The sequence below is a fragment of the Streptomyces sp. NBC_00289 genome, from assembly GCF_041435115.1.
Taxonomy (GTDB): domain Bacteria; phylum Actinomycetota; class Actinomycetes; order Streptomycetales; family Streptomycetaceae; genus Streptomyces.
Genome location: NZ_CP108046.1, coordinates 2,763,782 through 2,783,551, shown reverse-complemented (window position 1 = coordinate 2,783,551; position 19,770 = coordinate 2,763,782). Strand labels below are relative to the sequence as shown.

The following is a 19,770-nucleotide window of genomic DNA, read 5'->3' as shown; positions in this document are numbered from 1 at the left end:
ATGAGACGTGCGTACGCGACCCTGCTCGCCCTCTGCCTGGCCCTGCTCGGCGCCCTCGCCACCGCCGGACCGGCCCAGGCGGCACCCCAGACCGTCACTAACGGCACCCAGTTCACGGACACCTCGGGTGCCGCCGTGCACGCGCACGGCGGCGGGGTCATCAAGGTCGGCGGCTACTACTACTGGTTCGGCGAGCACCGCGACGCCGGCAACACCTTCCAGTACGTCGACGCCTACCGTTCCACCGACCTCAAGAACTGGGAGTTCCGCAACCACGTGCTGACCCGGTCCAGCGCGACCGAGCTGGCGAGCGCCAACATCGAGCGGCCCAAGGTCATGTACAACGCGTCCACCGGCAAGTTCGTGATGTGGATGCACAAGGAGAACGGCACCGACTACAGCGAGGCGCGGGCCGCCGTCGCCGTCTCCGACACGGTCGACGGCGACTACACCTACCAGGGCAGCTTCCGTCCCCTCGGCCAGCACATGTCCCGTGACATCACGGTCTTCGTCGACAGCGACGGCACCGGGTACATGGCCTCGGCCGCGAACGAGAACTACGACTTGCACATCTACCGGCTCACCGCCGACTACACCGGTATCGCGAGCCTGACCGCCAACCCCTGGCCGGGCGGCCACCGCGAGGCTCCGGCGCTGTTCAAGCGGGGCGGCGTCTACTTCATGCTGACCTCGGGCGCCACCGGTTGGAACCCCAACCAGCAGCAGTACGCCACCGCGACCAGCCTCGCCGGCCCCTGGAGCGCGATGACCAACGTCGGCGACTCCACGGCGTACGGCTCGCAGACCGCCTACGTCCTGCCCGTACAGGGGACTTCGGGCACCTCGTACCTGTACCTGGGCGACCGCTGGGGCAACTCCTTCGGCGGGACGGTCAACGACTCGCGGTACGTGTGGCTGCCGCTAACCTTCCCGAGCTCCACCTCGATGTCCATGTCCTGGTACCCGGAGATCACCGTCGACACGGCCGCCGGAACGGTCGGCGGCACGAGCGCCACGTACAACACGCTCGTCGCCCGCCACTCGGCCAAGTGCGCCGACGTGACCAGCCAGTCGCTGTGGCCCGGTGCCGTGATCAAGCAGTACGACTGCAACGGCGGCGCCAACCAGAAGTACTGGTTCAGGTCCGTCGGCAGCGGCTACTACCAGCTGGTGGTCAGGAACAGCTCCCTGTGCGTGCAGGAGAACGCGAACACCGTCACCCAGGAGAACTGCGGCGCGACGGCCACCACCCAGCAGTGGTCGCTGACCACCACGGGAAGCTACGTGAACGTCAAGTCCCGGGCGAGCGGAGAGTGCCTCGACGTGAACGGCGCGTCGACCGCCAACGGCGCCGCGGTCATCACCTACACCTGCACCGGAGGCACCAACCAGCAGTGGACGCGCGGCACCTGACGAGGCATCGGCCGCTCAGGCCAGCAGGTCGATCGCGTCGACCGACGTGCCCGCGCTGAGATAGGAGGTCGTCCCCGAACCGCTCACCACGTTGATCTTCAGCACGTTGTACTGGCCGGTGTCCGTGAGCCAGGCACTGGCCGGCACGCTGTAGGTGAACGTGTGGTTGTTGCCCCGGTAGGAGCCCACGGTCAGAGACCGGGTGCTCGGCTGGGTGGGTGGCGAGGGGATGGCCGAGGTCCAGGTGTCGTTGACGACGACCTGCGGCCGGCCATTGGCGTAGGCCGTCGTCACCCCGATCCTGAGTGTGTGCGCGGCGGCGGCCTGCGCCGCGGTCAGTTTGAAGTACACCAGCAGACCGCTGTTGACGTCCTTCCAGATGTACGCCGGGAAGGCCGAGGTCTCGTTTCCGCCGCCGATCACGACGTTGCCGGTCCAGGGGGCGGCCCTGCTGTCCGAGGGATGCGCGTACGTCATCAGCGCCGCGTTCTTGAAGCCGCTCGGCGTGCCGTTCCAGTCGCCGATCCGCCAGATCGCGCTCGCGTTGGCCGGGTCGTTCGAGGACGGGACGGCGAGGGTGTTGAGAGTGGTCGTCGCGCCCGCGGAGACGGTCACCGACGTACTGTATACAGCCAACTCTCCCTTGTGGACCGTCAGCGTGTATACACCCGGCAGCACACCTCCGATCGAGAACCAGCCGTCCGAGGACCGCGCGGAACCCCAGTACTGGGCCGCCGCGTTGGCGAGCCCGACGGTGTACGGGTACGCGGTGTCGCGCCCGGTGATGCCGACGCCGGCCACCTTGCCCCGGCCGCTCGCGCCGACGTAACCGGAGATGCCGAGCGAGTCCGCCCACGGGGTGGTCAGGGTGCCGGGGAACAGCGCGGAGGAGGGCGCGCCGCCGTCCGTGAAGGCGATGACGTACGGGCCCTGGAGGCCGAAGCGCTGGGCCTCGGTCTGGTTCTCGCCGTAGTAGAGGATCTCGTACAGCCCGCCGCCGTCCGCGCTCTGGTGGCGCAGCAGCGAGCGGTAGAAAGGACCGCCGGAGGCCTTCTCGTGGTTGCTGCGCACGATCCACAGACCGACGCCGCCGGCGCTCCAGCCGAGGTGGTCGTAGTCGATGACGCGGAGTTTGGAGTAGTGCTTCGAGCGGGTCTGGCCGTCGGACTTCAGGAACACGTCCGAGGCTTCGAGGGTGGTGGGCGCGTACGTGTAGGAGTCGGGTTCGTCGTTGAGGAACGCTCCCGCCTTGACCCGCACGATGTAGCGGGTCGCGCTGACCGAGGTGTCGGCCTTGTTGGTCCACAGGTACACGTTGTTCTCGCCGCTGCGGGCCGCGTAGTAGTGCTTGAGCGTGCCGTACGTGACGGAGATCAGGATCGTGGACCCGGACTGCGCGAGGGTCACCGTGGAGCTGCCGAGGCCCGACTCGACGTGCGAGTTCTTGCCGCCGTAGCCCTGGTACTCGGTGCCCCGGTAGACCAGGGAGGTCAGGTCGCCGTTGCTCTTGGCGACCTTGAAGACGAGGTTGGCGCCGGTGTCGACGACGTAGTGCGAGCCGTCGTCCGACCAGCCGAACCCCGCGGCCGAGGCGGTGGGGGCGAGCGGGCCGGCGAGCGCCGCCGAACCGGCGGCGGCGGAGCCGAGGACGAAGGTACGGCGTCGGACCGGTCGGTTCACGGATCCGGACATGGGGGTGCCTCCTTCGGGAGGTGGGGGTGCGGGTGATTCGCCAGGGTGACAGTTGAATCGATTTCGCGAAAGGGCTTTCGCACCCCGGGAGTTGGCGATCGGGTGAATTGACTCCCGGACACTAGAAAGCGCTTGCCGGGAGCGGTACGGTCCACCCGCCAGGCCCCGCAGACCCGTCGGAGGACTCTCCATGAGACGTTTCAACCTCGCCGTGCTCGCGGCGCTGACCCTGAGTACCGGCCTGACCGCCGGACCGGCCCAGGCCGACGGCGGGCAGCGCCCCCTCGGCCTCGACAACTGCACCGCCACCGCCTGTCACTTCGACGTGCCGCCCGGCACGTACGACGTGACGGTCCGGCTCGGCGGTGCGACCGGGTCGAGCACGAGCATCACCGGCGAGACCCGGCGCTCCCTGCTCCCCGAGACGGCCGCCCCGGCCGGCGAACGCGTGACCCGAAGCTTCACCGTGAACGTCCGCACCCCCGAGGGCGAACCGACCGGCCCGGAGGGAACTCCCGGCCTGGACCTCACGATCGGCGGCACGGCGCCCGCCCTGGCCGGCATCCGCGTCACCCCGGCCGCCTCCCGCGCCGGAGCCCACCCGCCCGGGAAGACCCCCGTCGCCCGACAGATCCTCCTCGTCGGCGACTCCACGGTCTGCGACCAGCCCGGCGACCCGTACTCCGGCTGGGGCCAGCAACTGCCGCAGTACCTGCGCCGGGGCATCACCGTCGCCAACTACGCGGACTCCGGCGAGAGCACGGTCAGTTACCTCCAGGACCCGCGGCTGTGGGCCACCGTCCAGCCCCTGATCCGGCCCGGCGACCTGGTCCTCGTGCAACTGGCGCACAACGACAAGACCACCGACGAGGCGACCTACCGGGCCAATCTCGAGACCCTGGTCGCCGGTGTCCGGGAGCGGGGCGGCCGTCCGGTCCTCGTGACACCGATCGTGCGGCGCTGGTTCAACACCGACGGCACCCTGAACAACGGCACCGCGCTTCTGGTCAACGGCCTCGGAGTGAACCATCCTGAGGTGATCCGCTCGGTCGCGGCCGCCCAGGACGTGCCGCTGATCGACCTGACGGCGAAAACGAAGGCACTGGTGGAATCCCTGGGCGTCGAAGGCTCCAAGGCCCTGTACCTCTACAACGAGAAGCGCGACAACACGCACACCTCCGCACACGGTGCCACGGTCTACGCCGGCCTGGTCCGCGACGAACTCGTCGCCCGGCACCTGGTGCCGGAGGGCAAGGTGCGGGTGGGCTGAGTCCCCCATGATCCCTGGGGCGTCCCGACCGGAACCGGGGCGTCCCAGGCCCCACCGCCGACGCACGCCGCCGACGCCCCACCGCCGACGAGGAAGAGAGCCGATGCGCCTGCCCCCCGACGACCACACCCTCAGCCCCCGCACCGGCTGCACCCGCGCCCACTGGGAGGCGGCCGCCGACGGTCTGCTCGCCGCGGTCGAGCCGTACGGCGCCGAGGGCGGCGCCCTCTACCACCTCCCCGGCGACCGGGTGAGCTGGTCGGGCCGGCTCTCGGACGGCCTGGAGGGGTACGCCCGTACGCTGCTGCTCGCCGCCTTCCGCCAGGACGAGAATGCCCTGGAGCGGTACGCCGACGGACTCGCGGCCGGCGTCTCGGGCGTGTGGCCGCGCATCGAGGACCGCGGCCAGCCGCTGGTGGAGGCGGCGTCGATCGCGTTCGCGCTCCGCATCACCCGCAAGCAGCTGTGGGACCGCCTCGACGACACCGTGCGCCGGCGCGCCGCGGCCTGGCTCGGCGACGCCCTCACCGCCGAACCCTGGCCGTGCAACTGGGAGTTGTTCCCGGTGACGGTCGGCGGCTTCCTCCAGGAGATCGGATACGAGCCCGACGCGTCCCGCAAGGCGATCGACCGGGGCCTGGAGCGCATCGAGGAGTGGTACGCCGGCGACGGCTGGTACTCCGACGGCCCCGGCCGCGCCTTCGACTACTACAACGGCTGGGCCATGCACCTCTATCCGGTGCTGCACGCCTGGCTCGCCGACGACACCCGCCTGCTGGACCTGTACGGGGGCAGGCTGTCGCGGCATCTCGAGGACTACGCCCGCCTGTTCGGCGCCGACGGCGCCCCGATGCGTCAGGGCCGCAGCCTCACCTACCGGTTCGCGACCACGGCCGCGCTGTGGCTCGGCGCGCTGACCGGCCGTACCCCGCTGTCGCCGGGCGAGACCCGCCGGCTGGCCTCCGGCGCCCTGCGGTACTTCCTCGACCGCGGCGCGGTGGACTCCCGTGGCCTGCTGACCCTCGGCTGGCACGGCCCCGACGAGACCGTCCTGCAGGGCTACTCGGGCCCGGCCTCGCCGTACTGGGCGAGCAAGGGCTTCCTCGGCCTGCTCCTGCCGGCCGACCACCCCGTGTGGACCGCCACCGAGGAGCCGGGCCCGGCCGAGCGGACGGACGCTCTCACACCGGTCGCCGCCCCCAACTGGCTGCTGCAGTCGACGCGTTCGGACGGCCTGGTCCGCCTGCACAACCACGGCAGCGAGGACGTCCGCTACGACCCGCACTACACGCGCCTCGCCTACTCGACGGTGACGGCGCCCTCGGCGTCGTACGACAACAGTGTGATCGTCGGCGGCGATCCGAGCCGTACCGGCATCGAGCCGCTGGGCGTGGGCGACGGCTGGGCGGCGTCGCGCCACCTCGCGGGCGGCGGCGCGCGGGTCACCAGCGTCGTGCTCGCGCACGGGGCGGCGGAGGTGCGGGCCCATCGGGTGGTGGGGACGGACCCCGGCACAGCGGTGCGCGTGACCGGCTGGACGGCCCCCGACGGCGTACGCGCGGACATCCTGCCGGCCGTCGGCCTCACCGGCGACCTCACCGGAGTCACCGGCCACGCCGCCGGAGGTGGCACCCTCTTCGTCGCCCTGGTCCGGCTGACCGCCGAGCCGGACCCCGCTCCGCTGGAGGAGTCGGTGGACGTGCGGATCAACGAGGCCGGGGATCTGGAGGTCTGCTGGCGCGGGGGTCCCGAGCTGCGGGTCCGGTTCCACGACGGCGGGGCGGACGTCACCGCGAGCGGCTGAGCGGGCGGGGATCCGGGCGGTGCGCGGCGGTCCGCGGAGCGGATGGGGTGGGACGGTGCGGAGCGGTGTTTTCGGGCCCGCTATCTTCGATCCGGACATCCGACGTGTGGAGCTGGTGTGCGGACGACAGTTGAACGGGTTGAGGCGCCGCCGGTCGCCGCCGAGCCCCCGGCGGATGACCAGTTCGCCGGCCGCGACTGGCCACGGTTCTGGCCGCTCCTGCTGCTGGGCGCGGCCGCCGTTCCCGGGACGGCGCTGTTCGCCTTCGGCCGGTGGGGGGACGAACCGGCCGTGCACGCCTGGCGGACCGTCTGCCTCGCCGTCACCCTCCAGGCACTGCCCTTCCTGCTGCTCGGCACGGCCCTGTCCGGCGCGATCAGCGCGTTCGTGCCGGCGCGCGTGTTCAGCCGGGTGCTGCCCCGGCGGCCCGCGCTCGCCGTCCCGGTCGCCACGGCCGCGGGCGTCATCCTGCCCGGCTGTGAGTGCGCGTCGGTACCGGTCGCGAACAGTCTGATCGGCCGGGGCGTCACCCCGGCCGCCGCGTTCGCCTTCCTGCTGTCGGCGCCCGCCGTCAACCCGGTCGTGCTGACCGCCACCGCCATCGCCTTCCCCGCCAGTCCGGTCATGGTGCTGGCCCGACTGCTCGCCTCCTCCGCCACCGCCGTCGTGATGGGGTGGCTGTGGCTCTGGCTGGGGCGCGAACAGTGGCTCCGGCCGGCCGTACGGCACACCGGACACCAGCCCGGCCACAACCGCTGGACGGAGTTCCGGCGCGGCTTCCAGCACGACTTCCTGCACGCGGGCGGTTTCCTGGTCGTCGGCGCCATGGCGGCGGCCACCTTCAACGTGGCCGTGCCGCGGTCGGTGCTCGACACCTTCTCCGGCTCGCCCTGGCTGTCGGTGCTGTTCCTCGCCGCGCTCGCCATCCTGCTCGCGGTGTGCTCCGAGGCCGACGCGTTCGTCGCCGCCTCCCTCACCGGCTTCTCGCCGCTGGCCCGGCTGACGTTCATGGTCGTCGGGCCGATGGTCGACCTGAAACTGATCGCCCTCCAGACGGGCACCTTCGGCCGGGCCTTCGCGGTCCGCTTCTCCGCCGCCACGACGGTCGTCGCGATCGTGTGCAGCGTGCTGATCGGAGGAGCGCTGCTGTGAAACGCAACCTCCAGGTCCTCCTGCTCGTCCTCAGCGGCCTCGGCGTACTGCGCGCGTCCCTCTTCACCGACCTGTACCTGAGATACGTCAAGGAGGGCATGCGCCCGTTGCTGATCGCCTCCGGCGTCCTGCTGATCCTTCTGGGCGTGGCGGAGGCGTGGTCGCGGCAGAGAGCGTTGGGCGGGACGGGCGACGGGGGTGCAGGAGGGGCCGGAACCGGAACGGAAGCCGGAACCGGAACCGACGAGCACGCCCATGGAGACCAGGGCGTCGATGGCGACGAGCACGCCCATGCTGGTGAGACCCACGGGGCGCATGACCACTCCGGGATGCCCCGGGTGGCCTGGCTGCTGTTCCTGCCCGCGCTGAGCCTGCTCTTCTACGCCCCGCCCGCCCTCGGCGCGTACACGGCGTCCCGGGAACCTCCCAAGGCCGTCACCCCACAGGACGACTTCGACCCACTGCCCGCGATCTCACCGCTGCCGATCACCCTCAGGGACTTCACCAGCCGCGTCCAGCAGGACCGCGGGCAGGCCATCAAGGGACGCACCGTCCTGATGACCGGCTTCGTCACGCCCGGCAAGGGCGGCGGCTGGTACCTGACCCGGATCATGCTCTCCTGCTGCGCGGCGGACGCCCAGTCCGTGAAGGTGCTGGTCGACGACGTCCCGGCGCCGCCCGCCGACACCTGGGTGACCCTCACGGGAACCTGGCACGCGGGCGGCACCCTGGGCACGAGCTCCGCGCCGGTCGCCCTGGACGCCCGGACCGTCAGGAAGGTCGCCCGGCCGACGAACGGCTACACCGACGCCCTGCCGCTCGGCCCCTCCTGACGGCCGGCAGGCGGACGGAGGTGCCGGTGACGGTGAGGCCGCCGGAGGCGCTCGGTGCCGCGTCGGCCGTCGCGTACCACGCCCCGGTCAGGGCGGCGATCGCGGCGAGGCCCGCGATCACGGGCTTGCGGGCGCCCCGGATACGGCGGTGACGCGTGGTGGGTCCAGCTGAGGTCATGCCCCCAAGTGGCCGCCCGCGGGCGAAAGGTTGCCCTGCGCGCCGAGGTTCAGCCGTCGGTCGAGGGGTTCGTGTCCGCCTCCTCGGGCCAGCGCTCGAGCAGGACGTGCAGCGCGTCGATCGCCCGCTCCCAGGACTTCTGTACGTCCCTGGGAGCGCCGAAGCCGCCGCCGGCCTCCAGGGCGCAGTAGCCGTGGAAGGTGCTGCGCAACAGGCGTACGGCGTCGGTGAGGTCGGGCTCGGCGAGGCCGTAGGCGCGGAGCATGCCGTAGGTGATCTCGGCGGTGCGGCGCATGGCGGGGGAGTCGGCGACGAGGGACTGGTCGATCCGGATCTGGGTGGCCGCGTACCGGCCAGGGTGCTGAAGGGCGTACGTCCGGTAGGTGTCGGCGAACGCGGCCAACGCGTCCTTGCCCGCCCGGCCCGCGACCGCCGCGGCGATCCGGTCGATCATCTCGCCACCGGCCAGGAGCGCGACCCGAACCCGCAGATCCCCGAGATTCCGCACATGAGAGTACAGGCTCGCGTCCTTCACCCCGAAGCGTCGTGCCAGCGCGATCAACGTGACGTTCTCGAACCCGACCTCGTCGGCGAGTTCGGCGGCCGCCGCGACCACGAGGTCGGGAGTGAGTCCTGCGCGAGCCACGGGCGACCTCCGCGAACGATGCGACAACCTAGGTGGGTTAGGGAAAACTCTAGTGCGCCCAGCTTTCGGAGCTTCGGGCCCCCTCACCGTCCTGCCTACAGGTCACGCACCGCCGACCGGGCTGTGGAGACGAAGACCAGGAGGCGGTGCCGAAAGGGGTGGGCCGACCGCCGTGCTTCGCCGACCCGAACCGCGCGTTGGGTCTTGACGGCCGCATGGGCCTGAATCTGTGCCGTGCGGGCGGTGCCCCGGCTGGTGACCCAGCCGGCGAGCACGGCCGTGCCGGCGGTCACCGAGAAGATCCACAGGGTGGAGTCGGACATGCGGGAGATGTTTCCCCGGTACGGAGGCGCCGCATGCTCGCTTCTCGGCCGATCATCGCCTCGTCAGCCGTTCACCCCCGCGTAGTGGCGCAGACCGCGGCGCCACAGGAGGCGGGCCGCCAGGTAGGCCACTACGCCCAGGAGGGGGGAGAGGGCCGCCGGCCAGTACGGGACGCCGGTGTCGTGGCCGTGGCCGGTGAGGACCGCGGCCGGGAAGTACGCGACGAACGCGAGCGGCAGGCCGTACGTCAGCAGGCCTCCGACCGCCCTCGGCAGCACGTTGAGCGGGTAGCTGCCAAAGGTGCCGAGGAGTTCCTCCAGCCAGCGGCCCCAGTAGTCGGCGGCCGGGAAGCGCAGGGAGGCGCAGGCCACCGCCGTGAACAGGGCGGCCTCCAGGAGCATGCCGCCGAGCACCGCGGCGATCAGATACGCGACGCGGCCCGCCGTCCAGTCCAGATGGCTGCGGCTGACCGCGCCGGCCATCAGGCCGGCCGCCACGGTCAGGTCGCCGATCGCGTTGGTGGGGAAGTACGCGAGCTGGAGCTGGCGGTGGACGGGCATCGGGCGGACCAGGCAGGTGTCGATGATGCCTTCCTGGATGTGCCGGCCCAGGCCGTGCACCCGGCCGAGCACCAGGACGAACAGGCCGTGGGCGAGCATCCGGGTCGCCGGGATGAGCAGGACGTCGGAGCTGTCCCAGCCGCCCATGCCGGCGAACCGGGACAGCAGAACCGTCGCGAACACGATCACCGACACCTGCCAGACCGCGCCGATCGCGATCATCATCAGGAACTCGGTGCGGTACTCCAGCTGGGCACGGAAGTTGAGACGCGTGACGCGCCACATGATCCGGACGGCGTTCACGGACATCAGCCTCCCTGGGAGATGACACGCAGGGCGGCCCGCCGCCACAGGAACCGGGTGAACAGGGCGAGCGCCAGGACCCAGGCGGCCTGGAGGGCCAGCGCTCCGGCCGCGTCCGACAGCGGGATGCGGCCGATGTACAGCGACAGCGGCACGCTCAGGGTCGCCTGGAAGGGCAGGAAGGCGCTCAGCGTCACGAACCAGTCGGGGAAGAACCACAGCGGCGCGTACACCCCGGACAACAGGTTCTGCGCGAAGATCAGGATCATCATCGCGGCGTTATTGCGCAGGGTCCAGAAGCACAGCTGGTCCAGCACCAGCATGACGTAGTACAGCACCCACTGCCCGAGCAGCAGGCTCAGCGCGAACACGCCCGCCACGGCCGCCGACCCGGGCGGCCGCACCACCCCGGCCGCGAGACAGGCCGCGTAGCCGACGAGCGCCCAGGCGAGGCCGTAGAGCTGCTCGCCGAGGGCGCGCAGGGCGTAGTAGCGCCCGGGGGACAGCGGGCGCAGGTACCAGTACACGATGGTGCCGAAGTGCATGTGCTGGATCACCGTGTCCCGGCCGGTGAACTGGTCCAGCTCCCGCAGCCGGGAAGCCAGTACGGCCAGCACCGCGTACGTCACCGCCTGGTCGCGGCCGAGTCCGGCGGTGCTGCCGGTGTGGGCGTACAGGCCGCGCCACAGGGACGCCACCAGCACCACCTGCACGGTTAGTCGGAGCAGCGCGGCGGTGATCCGGGGCGGGGTGTGCAGTTCGCCGAGCGGGGTGACCCGGGCGGCGCGCCAGGCGTGCAGGACGGCCATCACGCGTCTCCCGCCTGGGCGTACGCGGCCCGCATCACGTCCTCGAGGTCCGCCTCGTCGAGCGCGATGTCGCTCACCTCGTACCGCTCGATGACCGCCTTCAGCGCCTGGTGGACGGTCGGGGCACCGGGGCCGTCGGCCGCTTCGGGCCCGAAGACGACCCGGGGGCCGTCCTGTCGCAGCAGGGCGATGCCCGGCAGCGGCGCCACCTCGGTGTGCGGATCGGCGAGTGTGGCCCGCACCTGCCAGGTCGAGCCGAACTTGCGGCGGATCTCGTCGAGGCCGCCGTCCAGCACGAGCCGGCCGTGGTTGATCAGGACGACCCGTTCGGCGAGCCGTTCCACCTCGGTCATGTCGTGCGTGGTCAGCAGGACCGTACGGCCGCGTTCCTCGACCTGGTGGCGCAGGAACTCCCGCACCTGCTCCTTGACCACCACGTCCATGCCGATGGTGGGCTCGTCGAGGAAGACGACCGGCGGGTCGTGCAGCAGGGCGGCGGCGAGGTCGCAGCGGACGCGCTGGCCGAGGGAGAGGTGGCGGACCCGGGTGTCCCAGAAGGAGGACAGGGCCAGGATGTCGTCGAACTCGGCCAGCCGGGCCGCGTGTTCGGCCTTCGGCACCTCGTAGATGTCCCGCAGGATCGCGAACGACTCGCGCACCGGGAGGTCCCACCACAGCTGGGTGCGCTGCCCGAACACCGCCCCGATGTTACGGGCGTTGCGCTCGCGTTCCTCGTACGGCCGCACGCCCGCCACCCGGGCCTCACCGGAGGTGGGCGTGAGGATGCCGGTCAGCATCTTGATGGTGGTGGACTTGCCGGCGCCGTTCGGGCCGAGCAGCGCCAGGAGTTCGCCGGGGGCCACGTCGAAGGTGATGTCGCGGACGGCGTGCTTGGCGACCCGCTCGGGGTCGACCAGGGAGCGCAGGGCGCCGGCGAGACCGGGGCGTCGCACGGTGGTGTGGAAGGTGCGGGAGAGGCCGCGTACCTCGATGCCGGCTGTCACTCGGTCGACCTCCACAGGGAAAGGCGGCCGGCCGGCTGAGGAGCCGGCCGGCCGCGAAGAACCCCACGACCTTGGCAAGATGTCGATCAATCGGTCAATCGGTTATCTCACCGGTCGAGAACACCGGTCGAGAACACCGGTCGAGAACACCGGTCGAGAACACCGGTCGGGAACACCGCCCGTCTCACCGGTCGAGAACGGAGAACACGAAGGAGAACTCGGTCGGTTCGGCCCGCAGGAAGTACTGCGGCAGCGGGCCCGGGCCGCAGGACTGCGAGCCGATGCCGTGCTGGGCGTGGTCGAGGTTGACCCACACCTCGTTCCCGGGCGTGAGGTCGGTGAGGTGGGCGGCCGCGTCCAGCCGCTCGTTCGTCCAGCGGCGCGCGCTGAAGGAGAACCGCGGGTCGCCCTCGATGCGCAGGCCCCCGATCTCCGCCCAGCGGACGTCGGCGCGGGCACCGTTCTCCTGCGGGCGCACGTACGGCGTCTGCAGTTCGTCGACCGTGGACGCCCAGCGGTTGACCACCGAAGCGGTCCCGGTGTCCGGGTACGCCTCGCCGGGGCCGCCGCCGAACCAGCGCACCCGGTCCGCGGTGCCGGGCAGTCCGAGGCGGACGCCGAGCCGGGGCAGCGGGAGCGTCCACTCGCCTTCGGGCTTCACGGACACCGTCAGCCGCAGCCGGTCGCCGTCCGAGGTCCAGCGGTACACCGTGGCGAGGCCCACCTCCCGGGCGGCCGGCGCCACCCGGGTCCGTACCGTCAGCGCGTCCTCCGCCAACTCCACCGCGTCCAGCCGGTGTTGCATGCGGTGCAGGCCGAGCGTGCGCCACAGGACCGCGTAGCGCGTGTCCGACTGCCATTCGGCGCCCTCGTCGTTGTCGGTGGTGGCGCGCCACACGTCCAGGCGGGGCCCGCTCACCTCGATCCCGCCGACCGAGTGGAGCACACCGGTACGGGCGTCGAAGCGGGCCGGGCCCAGGGTGATCCGCCGTTTGCCGCGCAGCGGCCGGGCGGTGGTGGCGAGGGACGGCAGCGCCCGCGGGGCGACGGGGAACTGGCCCCACGCCACCCGGTGCCCCTTCGGCGCCCATGCGGTGTCGGCCGCCAGCAGCGCGCTCACCGTCCACTGCGTCTCGGCGCCGCGCGCGTCCCCGGGCGGTTCGGGCAGCTTCACGTCGGCCGCCTCGCCCGGCGCGAGCGACGGCACGGACAGCGTGCCGGCCTCGACGGTCTCGCCGTCTACCTGGTACGACCACTCGAAGGCGAGCCCCGACAGGTCGGCGAAGTCGTACCTGTTGGTGACGCGGACGGTGCCGTCCGAGCCGTCGCCGTCGATGCGGACCGGCTCGATGACCTTCTGGTACTCCACGAGACCGGGGGAGGGCCGCCGGTCGGGGAACACGAGTCCGTCGCAGACGAAGTTGCCGTCGTGCAGCTCCTCGCCGAAGTCGCCGCCGTAGGCGTAGCCCAGCTCCGGGTGCCTGATGCCGTGGTCGATCCACTCCCAGACGAAGCCGCCCTGGAGTCGCTCGTACTTCTCGAACAGCCGCTGGTAGTCGGCGAGTCCGCCGGGGCCGTTGCCCATGGCGTGTGCGTACTCGCACTGGATGAAGGGCAGTTCGCGCCGCTTCCCGGTCCCGCCGTCGAGGTTCTGGCCGATCGTCTCGACCTCGGCGTGGAAGGCGTACATGCGCGAGTACATGTCCGTGTCGCGGCAGTCCCAGTCGCCCTCGTAGTGCACGAGCCGTGAGGAGTCCCGGCCGTGGATCCACTCGGCCATGGCGGTCAGGCCGCGGCCGGTGCCGGCCTCGTTGCCGAGGGACCAGATGACGACGGACGGGTGGTTCTTGTCCCGCTCGACCATGCGGGCCGCGCGGTCCAGGAGCGCCGGGGTCCAGCGGTCGTCGTCCACCGGGTTGTCGCGCCAGCCCTGTTCGGTGAAACCGTGGGTCTCCAGGTCGCACTCGTCGATGACCCACAGGCCGTACTCGTCGCACAGGTCCAGGAAGGCCGGGTGCGGCGGGTAGTGCGAGGTCCGGACGGCGTTGATGTTGTGCCGCTTCATCAGCAGCACGTCCTCGCGCATCGTCTCCAGGTCGAGGGCGCGGCCCCGCTCCGGGTGCCACTCGTGCCGGTTGACCCCCTTGAAGAGGATCGCACTGCCGTTGACCTTGATCAGGCCGTCGGCGAGCTCGACGGTCCGGAAGCCGACGCGCAACGGCACCCGCTCGCCCTGCGTCACCAGCTCGCCGTCGTACAGCCGGGGCGTCTCCGCCGTCCACGGCAGGACCGGGACCGTCACCGCGTCGCCGGTCGCGACATCGATGTCCAGGGCGGGCACGGTCACCCGCCCGTCGACGTCGGAGTCGACGCGCAGGGTGCCCTCGCCCGAGCGGTGGTCGTAGGAGGCGTGCACGAAGAAGTCGAGCGCGCTGCCCGCCGGACGGTGCAGGAGGGTGACGTCACGGAAGATGCCCGGCAGCCACCACTGGTCCTGGTCCTCGAGGTACGAGCCCGCGGACCACTGGTGGACCCGGACCGCGAGCACGTTGCCCTCGGCCTTCAGCAGATGGCCGACCGCGAACTCGTGGGCCAGCCGGGAGCCCTTGAACTCGCCGATGTCCGTGCCGTTGAGCCAGACGCGGGCGCAGGACTCGACCCCGTCGAAGCGCAGCACGGCGCCGCCCGCGTCAGGTCCGGCGGGCCAGTCGTCCGGCAGGTCGAAGACCCGCAGGTGGTCGCCGGTCGGATTGTCGGTCGGCACGTGCGGCGGGTCGACCGGGAACGGGTAGAGGTGGTTGGTGTAGATCGGGGACCCGAAGGCCCCGTCGCCCTGGAGAACCCAGTGTCCGGGGACCACGACCTCCGCCCAGTCCCCGGCGTCGTACCCCTCCTCGGCGAACGAGTCGTCCTCGGCGTCGGCCGTCGCCGACAGCCGTAGACGCCAGCTGCCGTTCAGCGACAGGGACTTCGCGTCCGAGGACGCGTACCAGGCGCGGGGCGGCAGGGCACCGCTGCCCGGTGAGACGTCCTCGACATAGTCGGCCGTGGTGGTGCGGAAAGACATCGGTCTCCAGGTTTCGGGAAGAAGGCGTCAGCCCTTGATGCCGGTCTGCGCGATCCCCTGCACCAGCCAGCGCTGGAGGAAGAGGAACACGAACAGCAGGGGCAGGATGGAAATGGCGGTGGCCATGAAGATCAGGTGGTAGTTGACCGTCTGGTTCGTCATGTACGAGGACAGGGCGACCTGGACGGTCCACGCGCTCGGATCCTGGCCGATGACCAGCGGCCACAGGAAGGAGTTCCACCCGTTGATGAAGGTGATGGTCGCGATCGCCGCGAAGAAGTTCAGCGAGTTGGGCACCACGACGCGCCAGTACGCGCCCCAGTAGCCGAGCCCGTCCACCCGCGCCGCCTCCTCCAGCTCCTTGGGGAACCCCAGGAAGTACTGCCGGAAGAGGAAGCAGGTGAAACCACTGAACAGGCCCGGGATGATGAGCCCCCGGTAACTGTCGACCCAGCCGAGGGACGAGACCAGCACGAAGCTCGGCACGAAGGTGACCGCGGCCGGCACCATCAGGGTGAACAGGACGGCGTAGAAGATCTTGTTGGCGTGCCGGTAGGGGATGCGGGCCAGGCCGTAGCCGGCCAGCGAGCACACCAGCAGCGTGCCGATGGTGTGCAGGACGCCCACGATCAGCGAGTTGACCATCGACTGGCCGAAGTCGACCGTGGTGTCGCGGAACGGCTCGGTGATGTTGTCCCACTGGATGTCGGTGGGGAAGAACTTCCAGTTCTCGCCGGTGATGTCGGGGTCGGTCGACAGGGAGTTGCGGACCAGCAGATAGAACGGGATCAGGAACAGGAAGGCGGCGACGCCGGTGGCGATGTAGAGGCCGGTGGACCCCATGACCGCGCCGCGCCGCCTGCGCGCCGGCTCTCCGGCCGACGGCGGGGTCTTCCTCACCTCGGGTGCGGTGGTGGTCACTTGGACTCGTCACCCCTTCCGAATCCCATGAGCTTGCCCTGGAACAGGGTCACGATGACGATCAGCAGGGTCAGCATCACCGCGCCGGCGCTGCCCGCGCCGTAGTCCTGGTTCTGGCCCAGGGCGGTGTAGTACAGCTCGACCAGCGGTGGCCGGCCCCAGGTGGTCTTCGACAGGAGGTTGAAGAACTCGTCGAAGGCCTGGTACGCGGCCACCAGGAGCAGCAGGACCACCGCCGTCGAGGTCGCCCGCAGCTGGGGCAGCGTGATGTACCAGAAGGTCTGCCAGCCGGGCTTGGCGCCGTCGATCGCGGCGGCCTCGTACAGCTCGGACGGGATGTTCTGCAACGCCGCCAGGAACAGGATCATGAAGAAGCCGGACTGCAGCCAGAGCCGGGCGGTGAGGATGACCAGCCAGTACCAGGGCGGGTCGGGGTTGGCGAGCCAGGCGATGTTGTCGACGCCGAACCAGCCGATGACGGTGTTCGCGAGGCCGAAGCGGACGCCGTTGAAGATGGACATCTTCCAGATCAGCGAGGCGGCGACATAGCTGCACGCGGTCGGCAGGAAGAAGACCGAGCGGAAGAACGCCCGCATGAAGCGCAGCCGGTTCACCAGCAGGGCCAGGCCCAGCGAGAGCGCCCAGGTGGTCGGCACGATGAACGCGGCGAACACCGTGAAGGTGCCGAGGGAGCCGACGAAGTCGTTGTCGTCGAGCATGAACCGGTAGTTCTCGAAGCCGACGAACTTGTCCGGTGTGACGGTGAAGCGTGCCTCGAAGAAGCTGAGCCAGATGCTCCAGCCGATGGGAACGTAGACGAAGATCACGAGCCCGACGAGGAACGGGCCGGTGAAGAGCCAGAAGTTGAAGGTGCTGCTGCCCCGCAGCCCCCGCCGCGGCTTGGCCTTGGAGGCCTTCGCCGGGGCGGGGCGCGCGAGGTCGCGCGTGGTGGTCGTCGACATGTCGCAGTCCGTCCGCCGGTCTATCCGAAGAGCTTCTTGAGCTCGCGGTTGACCGTCTTGTCGGCCTTGTCGAGCGAGGCCTCCGGGTCGCCGCCCTTGCGGACGGAGTTGGCGAACACGTCCTCCAGTGCGGTGATCATGGCCTGGGTCCAGCCGATGTTGTCGAAGTGGCCGTAGTCCGTGAAGAGCTTGACGCCCTCGGCCGGCAGACCCGACTTGAGCTTCGTGGCGGACGCGGCGATCGAGGTGCGCGGCGGGATGTGGAAGCCGTACGAGGTCGCCCAGTCCTCCTGGTACGTCTTCTGGTCGAGCCACAGCCACTTGACGTACGCCTTGGCCGCCTCGACGTTCTCGCCCTTGGCGTTGACGAACATCGACCAGCCGCCGTTGTACACCGAGGGCTTGCCGCTGTCGGTGACCTTCGGGAAGGGGAAGACGCCGATGTCGTCGCCGAGCGTCTGCTGGAACTGCGGCATCGCCCACATGCCGCAGAACTGCATGGCGCACAGACCCTGGTTGAGCGCGGAGGCGTCCCAGTAGTCGGCCGGGGCGTCGAGCAGCAGGTCACCGCTGGTGAACAGCGTGCGCATCTTCTTGATGCCCTCGATGACGCCGTCCGTGTGGTAGGCGATCTGGTTCTTGTCGTCGAGGGTGTCGGCGCCGGCGGACCATATCATCGGGTTGATGACCGCGTGCAGGTCGTTGCCGAGGAAGAGGCCCTTGACCTTGCTCGTGGTGAGCTTGGCGGCCGCCTCGATCAGCTCGTCGAGGGTGGTGGGCACCTTGACGCCGGCCTTCTCCAGCAGCGAGGGCCGGTAGAAGAAGAACTGCGGGTCGTCGATCATGCGGACGCCGTATATCTTGCCGTCCACCGTGTGCGACGTGATGTCGGCCGGGTTGAAGTCGTCCTTGACCGGATCGATGATGTCGGTCAGATCGGCCACCTGACCGCTCTTCACGAGCTGGATCTGCGGGTGGAACTCGAAGAGGTCCGGCGCGTTCTTCGTGAGCAGGGTCGCGAAGAGCTTGCTCTCGAAGTCGGAACCGGTGATCCACTGCGTGTTCACCTTGGCCTTGTCGTACGCGGCCGCGTACTTCTTGATGGCCTGCTCGGTCCCCGCCTCGCCGTACGCGTGGAAGAACTGGGTGAGGTTCGTGCCCGAACCCCCGCTGTCACTGCGGCCGTTGTTGCTGCCGCACGCGGCCAGCGTGCCGGCGGCGGCCAGGCCCGCGGCGGCCTTGAAGAGTGATCGGCGGTCCCAGTTGCTGCTCATTGCCGACATGGTGACGTCCTTGTCTGAAGTACGGCGGTGGCTCCACGGCTCTGCGGCCAGGTGGCTCGAATGGGCTTGCGGTGCGGGACGTTAACCTTCGGCTAAGGCTTCGGCAAGGGGTTGGACGAAGTCTGCGCGAAGCGTTGCGCAGCGTTCGGAATACCGGACGTGACGGAGGTGCGGGCCGCCGAATCCGCCGGCCCGCACCTCTTTCTCCAGCTGACGGTCAGACCTCCGGAGGGCCTTCGCCCGGCCTCCGGTGGCACGGGGTCGTGTGCGTCCCCCGGTCGTCACGAAGGCGGTGCGACACGTCTCCTCGTGGGGGTGGTGCGTGCCGCGTTCCGCTGCCCCACGGACTGGAGCGCGCCCTCCAGGGCGAAGGTCGCGGCGCCCAGGCACACCGGGTCGGTGGGGATGGGGGAGAGGACGATCTCGGTGGCGGCCAGGGGCCGTTTCAGCGCGTGCCGGGCGACGGCCTCGCGCACCTCGGCCACCAGTGGCGCGCCGAGGGCCGCGGCGACCCAGCTGCTCAGCACGACCACCTCGGGATTGAACAGGTTCACCAGGTCGGAGATGCCGGCGCCCAGGTAGCGGGCGGTGTCGCGGACCACCTTGAGCGCCACCGGATCGTGCTCCGCGACCCCGCGGGCCAGCGCGTCGATGGTCGCCGTTTGGTCCTCCGGATGCAGCAGCGAGCTGCCGGGGCTGAGCTCGCGCAGGTTCAGCATGATGCCCGGCGCGCCGACGTACGTCTCCACGCACCCGTGGTTCCCGCAGTGGCACAGCCGCCCGTCCAGCACGAGCGTGGTGTGCCCCCACTCGCCGGCGCTGTTGCTCACTCCCCGGTGCAGCCCGCCGCCCAGCACGAGGCCGGCGCCCACGCCGGTCCCGAGGTTGACCACCACGGCGTCCCCGCGACCGCGCGCGGCACCGAACCACAGCTCGGCCACAGCGCAGGCGCGCAGCGGATTGTCCAGGTAGAGGGGGTAGGCGATGTGGTCGGAGAGCAGGTCGAGGAGAGGCACCTCGTGCCAGTCCCAGTTGGGCGCGTACTCCGAGATGCCGGTGTCGCGGTCCACCTGGCCCGGCACGCTGACCCCGACCCCCAGCACCCGCGCGCCCTCGATCCCGGCCTGCGCGACCACCGAGCCGACGGCCGCGGCGACATGGCCGACCACCTGCTCGGGGCGGCTCTCGCCGGGACGCATGTCCTCGTCGGCGCGGGCCAGCACGTTCAGCGCGAGGTCGAAGAGCTCGACATGGACGTACGTCTCGGCGATGTCGACGCCGATCAACGCGCCCCCCGACGCGTTGACGGCCACGAGACCCCGGGGGCGGCCCCCCGCCGAGTCCTCGAACCCGACCTCCGTGATCATGCGCAGGTCGAGCAGCTCGCCGACCAGCGTGGCGACCGTCGCCAGACTCAGTCCGGTGGCCGCCGCCAGCTGCTGGCGGGAGGTGGGTGAGGCGGCGATGAGCTGGCGCAACACCTCGTAGCGGTTCGCGGTGCGGATGTCACGAGAGGTGCGCTTCATGGGGCCGGCCCCCGTCCCTTCGA

16 protein-coding genes are annotated in these 19,770 nt (G+C 70.6%); 5 read left to right on the top strand and 11 right to left on the bottom strand.

Annotation, left to right across the window (positions count from 1 at the left end; genetic code table 11):
• Positions 1–1,413 carry an RICIN domain-containing protein gene (locus OG985_RS12930; protein WP_371668453.1) on the top strand — a complete coding sequence of 471 codons (1,413 nt, stop codon included), beginning with the start codon at positions 1–3 and terminating at the stop codon, positions 1,411–1,413.
• A 15-nt stretch (positions 1,414–1,428) separates the two neighbouring features.
• Here OG985_RS12930 and OG985_RS12925 read toward each other — a convergent pair whose 3' ends face one another.
• Positions 1,429–3,105 (bottom strand): rhamnogalacturonan lyase B N-terminal domain-containing protein, encoded by a 1,677-nt coding sequence (locus tag OG985_RS12925; RefSeq protein WP_371668452.1) that lies wholly within the window; start codon positions 3,103–3,105, stop codon positions 1,429–1,431.
• A gap of 190 nt (positions 3,106–3,295) precedes the next feature.
• On the opposite strand from OG985_RS12925, the gene OG985_RS12920 reads away from it, so the two are divergent.
• The 4 genes from OG985_RS12920 to OG985_RS12905 all read left to right on the top strand — a co-directional run bounded on the left by OG985_RS12920 (position 3,296) and on the right by OG985_RS12905 (position 8,164).
• Positions 3,296–4,375, top strand: a complete 1,080-nt coding sequence (locus OG985_RS12920) for a rhamnogalacturonan acetylesterase (protein ID WP_371668451.1) — start codon at positions 3,296–3,298, stop codon at positions 4,373–4,375.
• A 103-nt stretch (positions 4,376–4,478) separates the two neighbouring features.
• Positions 4,479–6,179 (top strand): DUF2264 domain-containing protein, encoded by a 1,701-nt coding sequence (locus tag OG985_RS12915; RefSeq protein ID WP_371668450.1) that lies wholly within the window; start codon positions 4,479–4,481, stop codon positions 6,177–6,179.
• A gap of 117 nt (positions 6,180–6,296) precedes the next feature.
• Complete coding sequence (locus OG985_RS12910; protein ID WP_371668449.1) at positions 6,297–7,331, top strand: permease; 1,035 nt, start codon at positions 6,297–6,299, stop codon at positions 7,329–7,331.
• A complete protein-coding gene (locus OG985_RS12905) occupies positions 7,328–8,164 on the top strand; it encodes a TIGR03943 family protein (RefSeq protein ID WP_371668448.1) in 837 nt (278 codons plus the stop codon). Before OG985_RS12910 ends, OG985_RS12905 begins: the two co-directional genes overlap by 4 nt.
• A 227-nt stretch (positions 8,165–8,391) precedes the next feature.
• On the opposite strand, the gene OG985_RS12900 is transcribed toward OG985_RS12905, so the two are convergent.
• The 10 genes from OG985_RS12900 to OG985_RS12855 all read right to left on the bottom strand — a co-directional run bounded on the left by OG985_RS12900 (position 8,392) and on the right by OG985_RS12855 (position 19,747).
• Positions 8,392–8,988, bottom strand: coding sequence for a TetR-like C-terminal domain-containing protein (locus OG985_RS12900; protein ID WP_371668447.1), 597 nt, complete (start codon positions 8,986–8,988; stop codon positions 8,392–8,394).
• 95 nt (positions 8,989–9,083) lie between these two features.
• Positions 9,084–9,311, bottom strand: coding sequence for a hypothetical protein (locus OG985_RS12895; protein ID WP_371668446.1), 228 nt, complete (start codon positions 9,309–9,311; stop codon positions 9,084–9,086).
• A gap of 63 nt (positions 9,312–9,374) precedes the next feature.
• Positions 9,375–10,181, bottom strand: a complete 807-nt coding sequence (locus tag OG985_RS12890) for an ABC transporter permease (protein ID WP_371668445.1) — start codon at positions 10,179–10,181, stop codon at positions 9,375–9,377.
• Positions 10,181–10,984, bottom strand: a complete 804-nt coding sequence (locus OG985_RS12885; protein WP_371668444.1) for an ABC transporter permease — start codon at positions 10,982–10,984, stop codon at positions 10,181–10,183. Before OG985_RS12885 ends, OG985_RS12890 begins: the two co-directional genes overlap by 1 nt.
• Positions 10,984–11,988 (bottom strand): ATP-binding cassette domain-containing protein, encoded by a 1,005-nt coding sequence (locus tag OG985_RS12880; protein ID WP_371668443.1) that lies wholly within the window; start codon positions 11,986–11,988, stop codon positions 10,984–10,986. Before OG985_RS12880 ends, OG985_RS12885 begins: the two co-directional genes overlap by 1 nt.
• A gap of 184 nt (positions 11,989–12,172) precedes the next feature.
• Positions 12,173–15,055, bottom strand: coding sequence for a glycoside hydrolase family 2 TIM barrel-domain containing protein (locus OG985_RS12875; RefSeq protein ID WP_371668442.1), 2,883 nt, complete (start codon positions 15,053–15,055; stop codon positions 12,173–12,175).
• A gap of 27 nt (positions 15,056–15,082) precedes the next feature.
• Complete coding sequence (locus OG985_RS12870; RefSeq protein ID WP_371668441.1) at positions 15,083–15,976, bottom strand: carbohydrate ABC transporter permease; 894 nt, start codon at positions 15,974–15,976, stop codon at positions 15,083–15,085.
• Positions 15,973–16,938, bottom strand: a complete 966-nt coding sequence (locus OG985_RS12865) for a carbohydrate ABC transporter permease (RefSeq protein ID WP_371668440.1) — start codon at positions 16,936–16,938, stop codon at positions 15,973–15,975. Before OG985_RS12865 ends, OG985_RS12870 begins: the two co-directional genes overlap by 4 nt.
• A 20-nt stretch (positions 16,939–16,958) precedes the next feature.
• The gene (locus OG985_RS12860; RefSeq protein ID WP_371668439.1) at positions 16,959–18,221 is read right to left on the bottom strand and encodes an ABC transporter substrate-binding protein; all 1,263 of its coding nucleotides are present in this window, start codon (positions 18,219–18,221) and stop codon (positions 16,959–16,961) included.
• A gap of 281 nt (positions 18,222–18,502) precedes the next feature.
• Entirely contained in the window at positions 18,503–19,747 is a 1,245-nt protein-coding gene (locus tag OG985_RS12855) for an ROK family protein (protein ID WP_371668438.1), read from the bottom strand.
• Between the last annotated feature and the right edge of the window lie 23 nt (positions 19,748–19,770).

What these genes read in the sequence shown, in the direction of transcription:
- OG985_RS12930 (WP_371668453.1), top strand. Translation starts at nt 1, where the DNA reads ATGAGACGTGCGTACGCGACCCTGCTCGCCCTCTGCCTGGCCCTGCTC.
- OG985_RS12925 (WP_371668452.1), bottom strand. Translation starts at nt 3,105, where the DNA reads ATGTCCGGATCCGTGAACCGACCGGTCCGACGCCGTACCTTCGTCCTC.
- OG985_RS12920 (WP_371668451.1), top strand. Translation starts at nt 3,296, where the DNA reads ATGAGACGTTTCAACCTCGCCGTGCTCGCGGCGCTGACCCTGAGTACC.
- OG985_RS12915 (WP_371668450.1), top strand. Translation starts at nt 4,479, where the DNA reads ATGCGCCTGCCCCCCGACGACCACACCCTCAGCCCCCGCACCGGCTGC.
- OG985_RS12895 (WP_371668446.1), bottom strand. Translation starts at nt 9,311, where the DNA reads ATGTCCGACTCCACCCTGTGGATCTTCTCGGTGACCGCCGGCACGGCC.
- OG985_RS12890 (WP_371668445.1), bottom strand. Translation starts at nt 10,181, where the DNA reads ATGTCCGTGAACGCCGTCCGGATCATGTGGCGCGTCACGCGTCTCAAC.
- OG985_RS12885 (WP_371668444.1), bottom strand. Translation starts at nt 10,984, where the DNA reads ATGGCCGTCCTGCACGCCTGGCGCGCCGCCCGGGTCACCCCGCTCGGC.
- OG985_RS12875 (WP_371668442.1), bottom strand. Translation starts at nt 15,055, where the DNA reads ATGTCTTTCCGCACCACCACGGCCGACTATGTCGAGGACGTCTCACCG.
- OG985_RS12865 (WP_371668440.1), bottom strand. Translation starts at nt 16,938, where the DNA reads ATGTCGACGACCACCACGCGCGACCTCGCGCGCCCCGCCCCGGCGAAG.
- OG985_RS12860 (WP_371668439.1), bottom strand. Translation starts at nt 18,221, where the DNA reads ATGTCGGCAATGAGCAGCAACTGGGACCGCCGATCACTCTTCAAGGCC.
- OG985_RS12855 (WP_371668438.1), bottom strand. Translation starts at nt 19,747, where the DNA reads ATGAAGCGCACCTCTCGTGACATCCGCACCGCGAACCGCTACGAGGTG.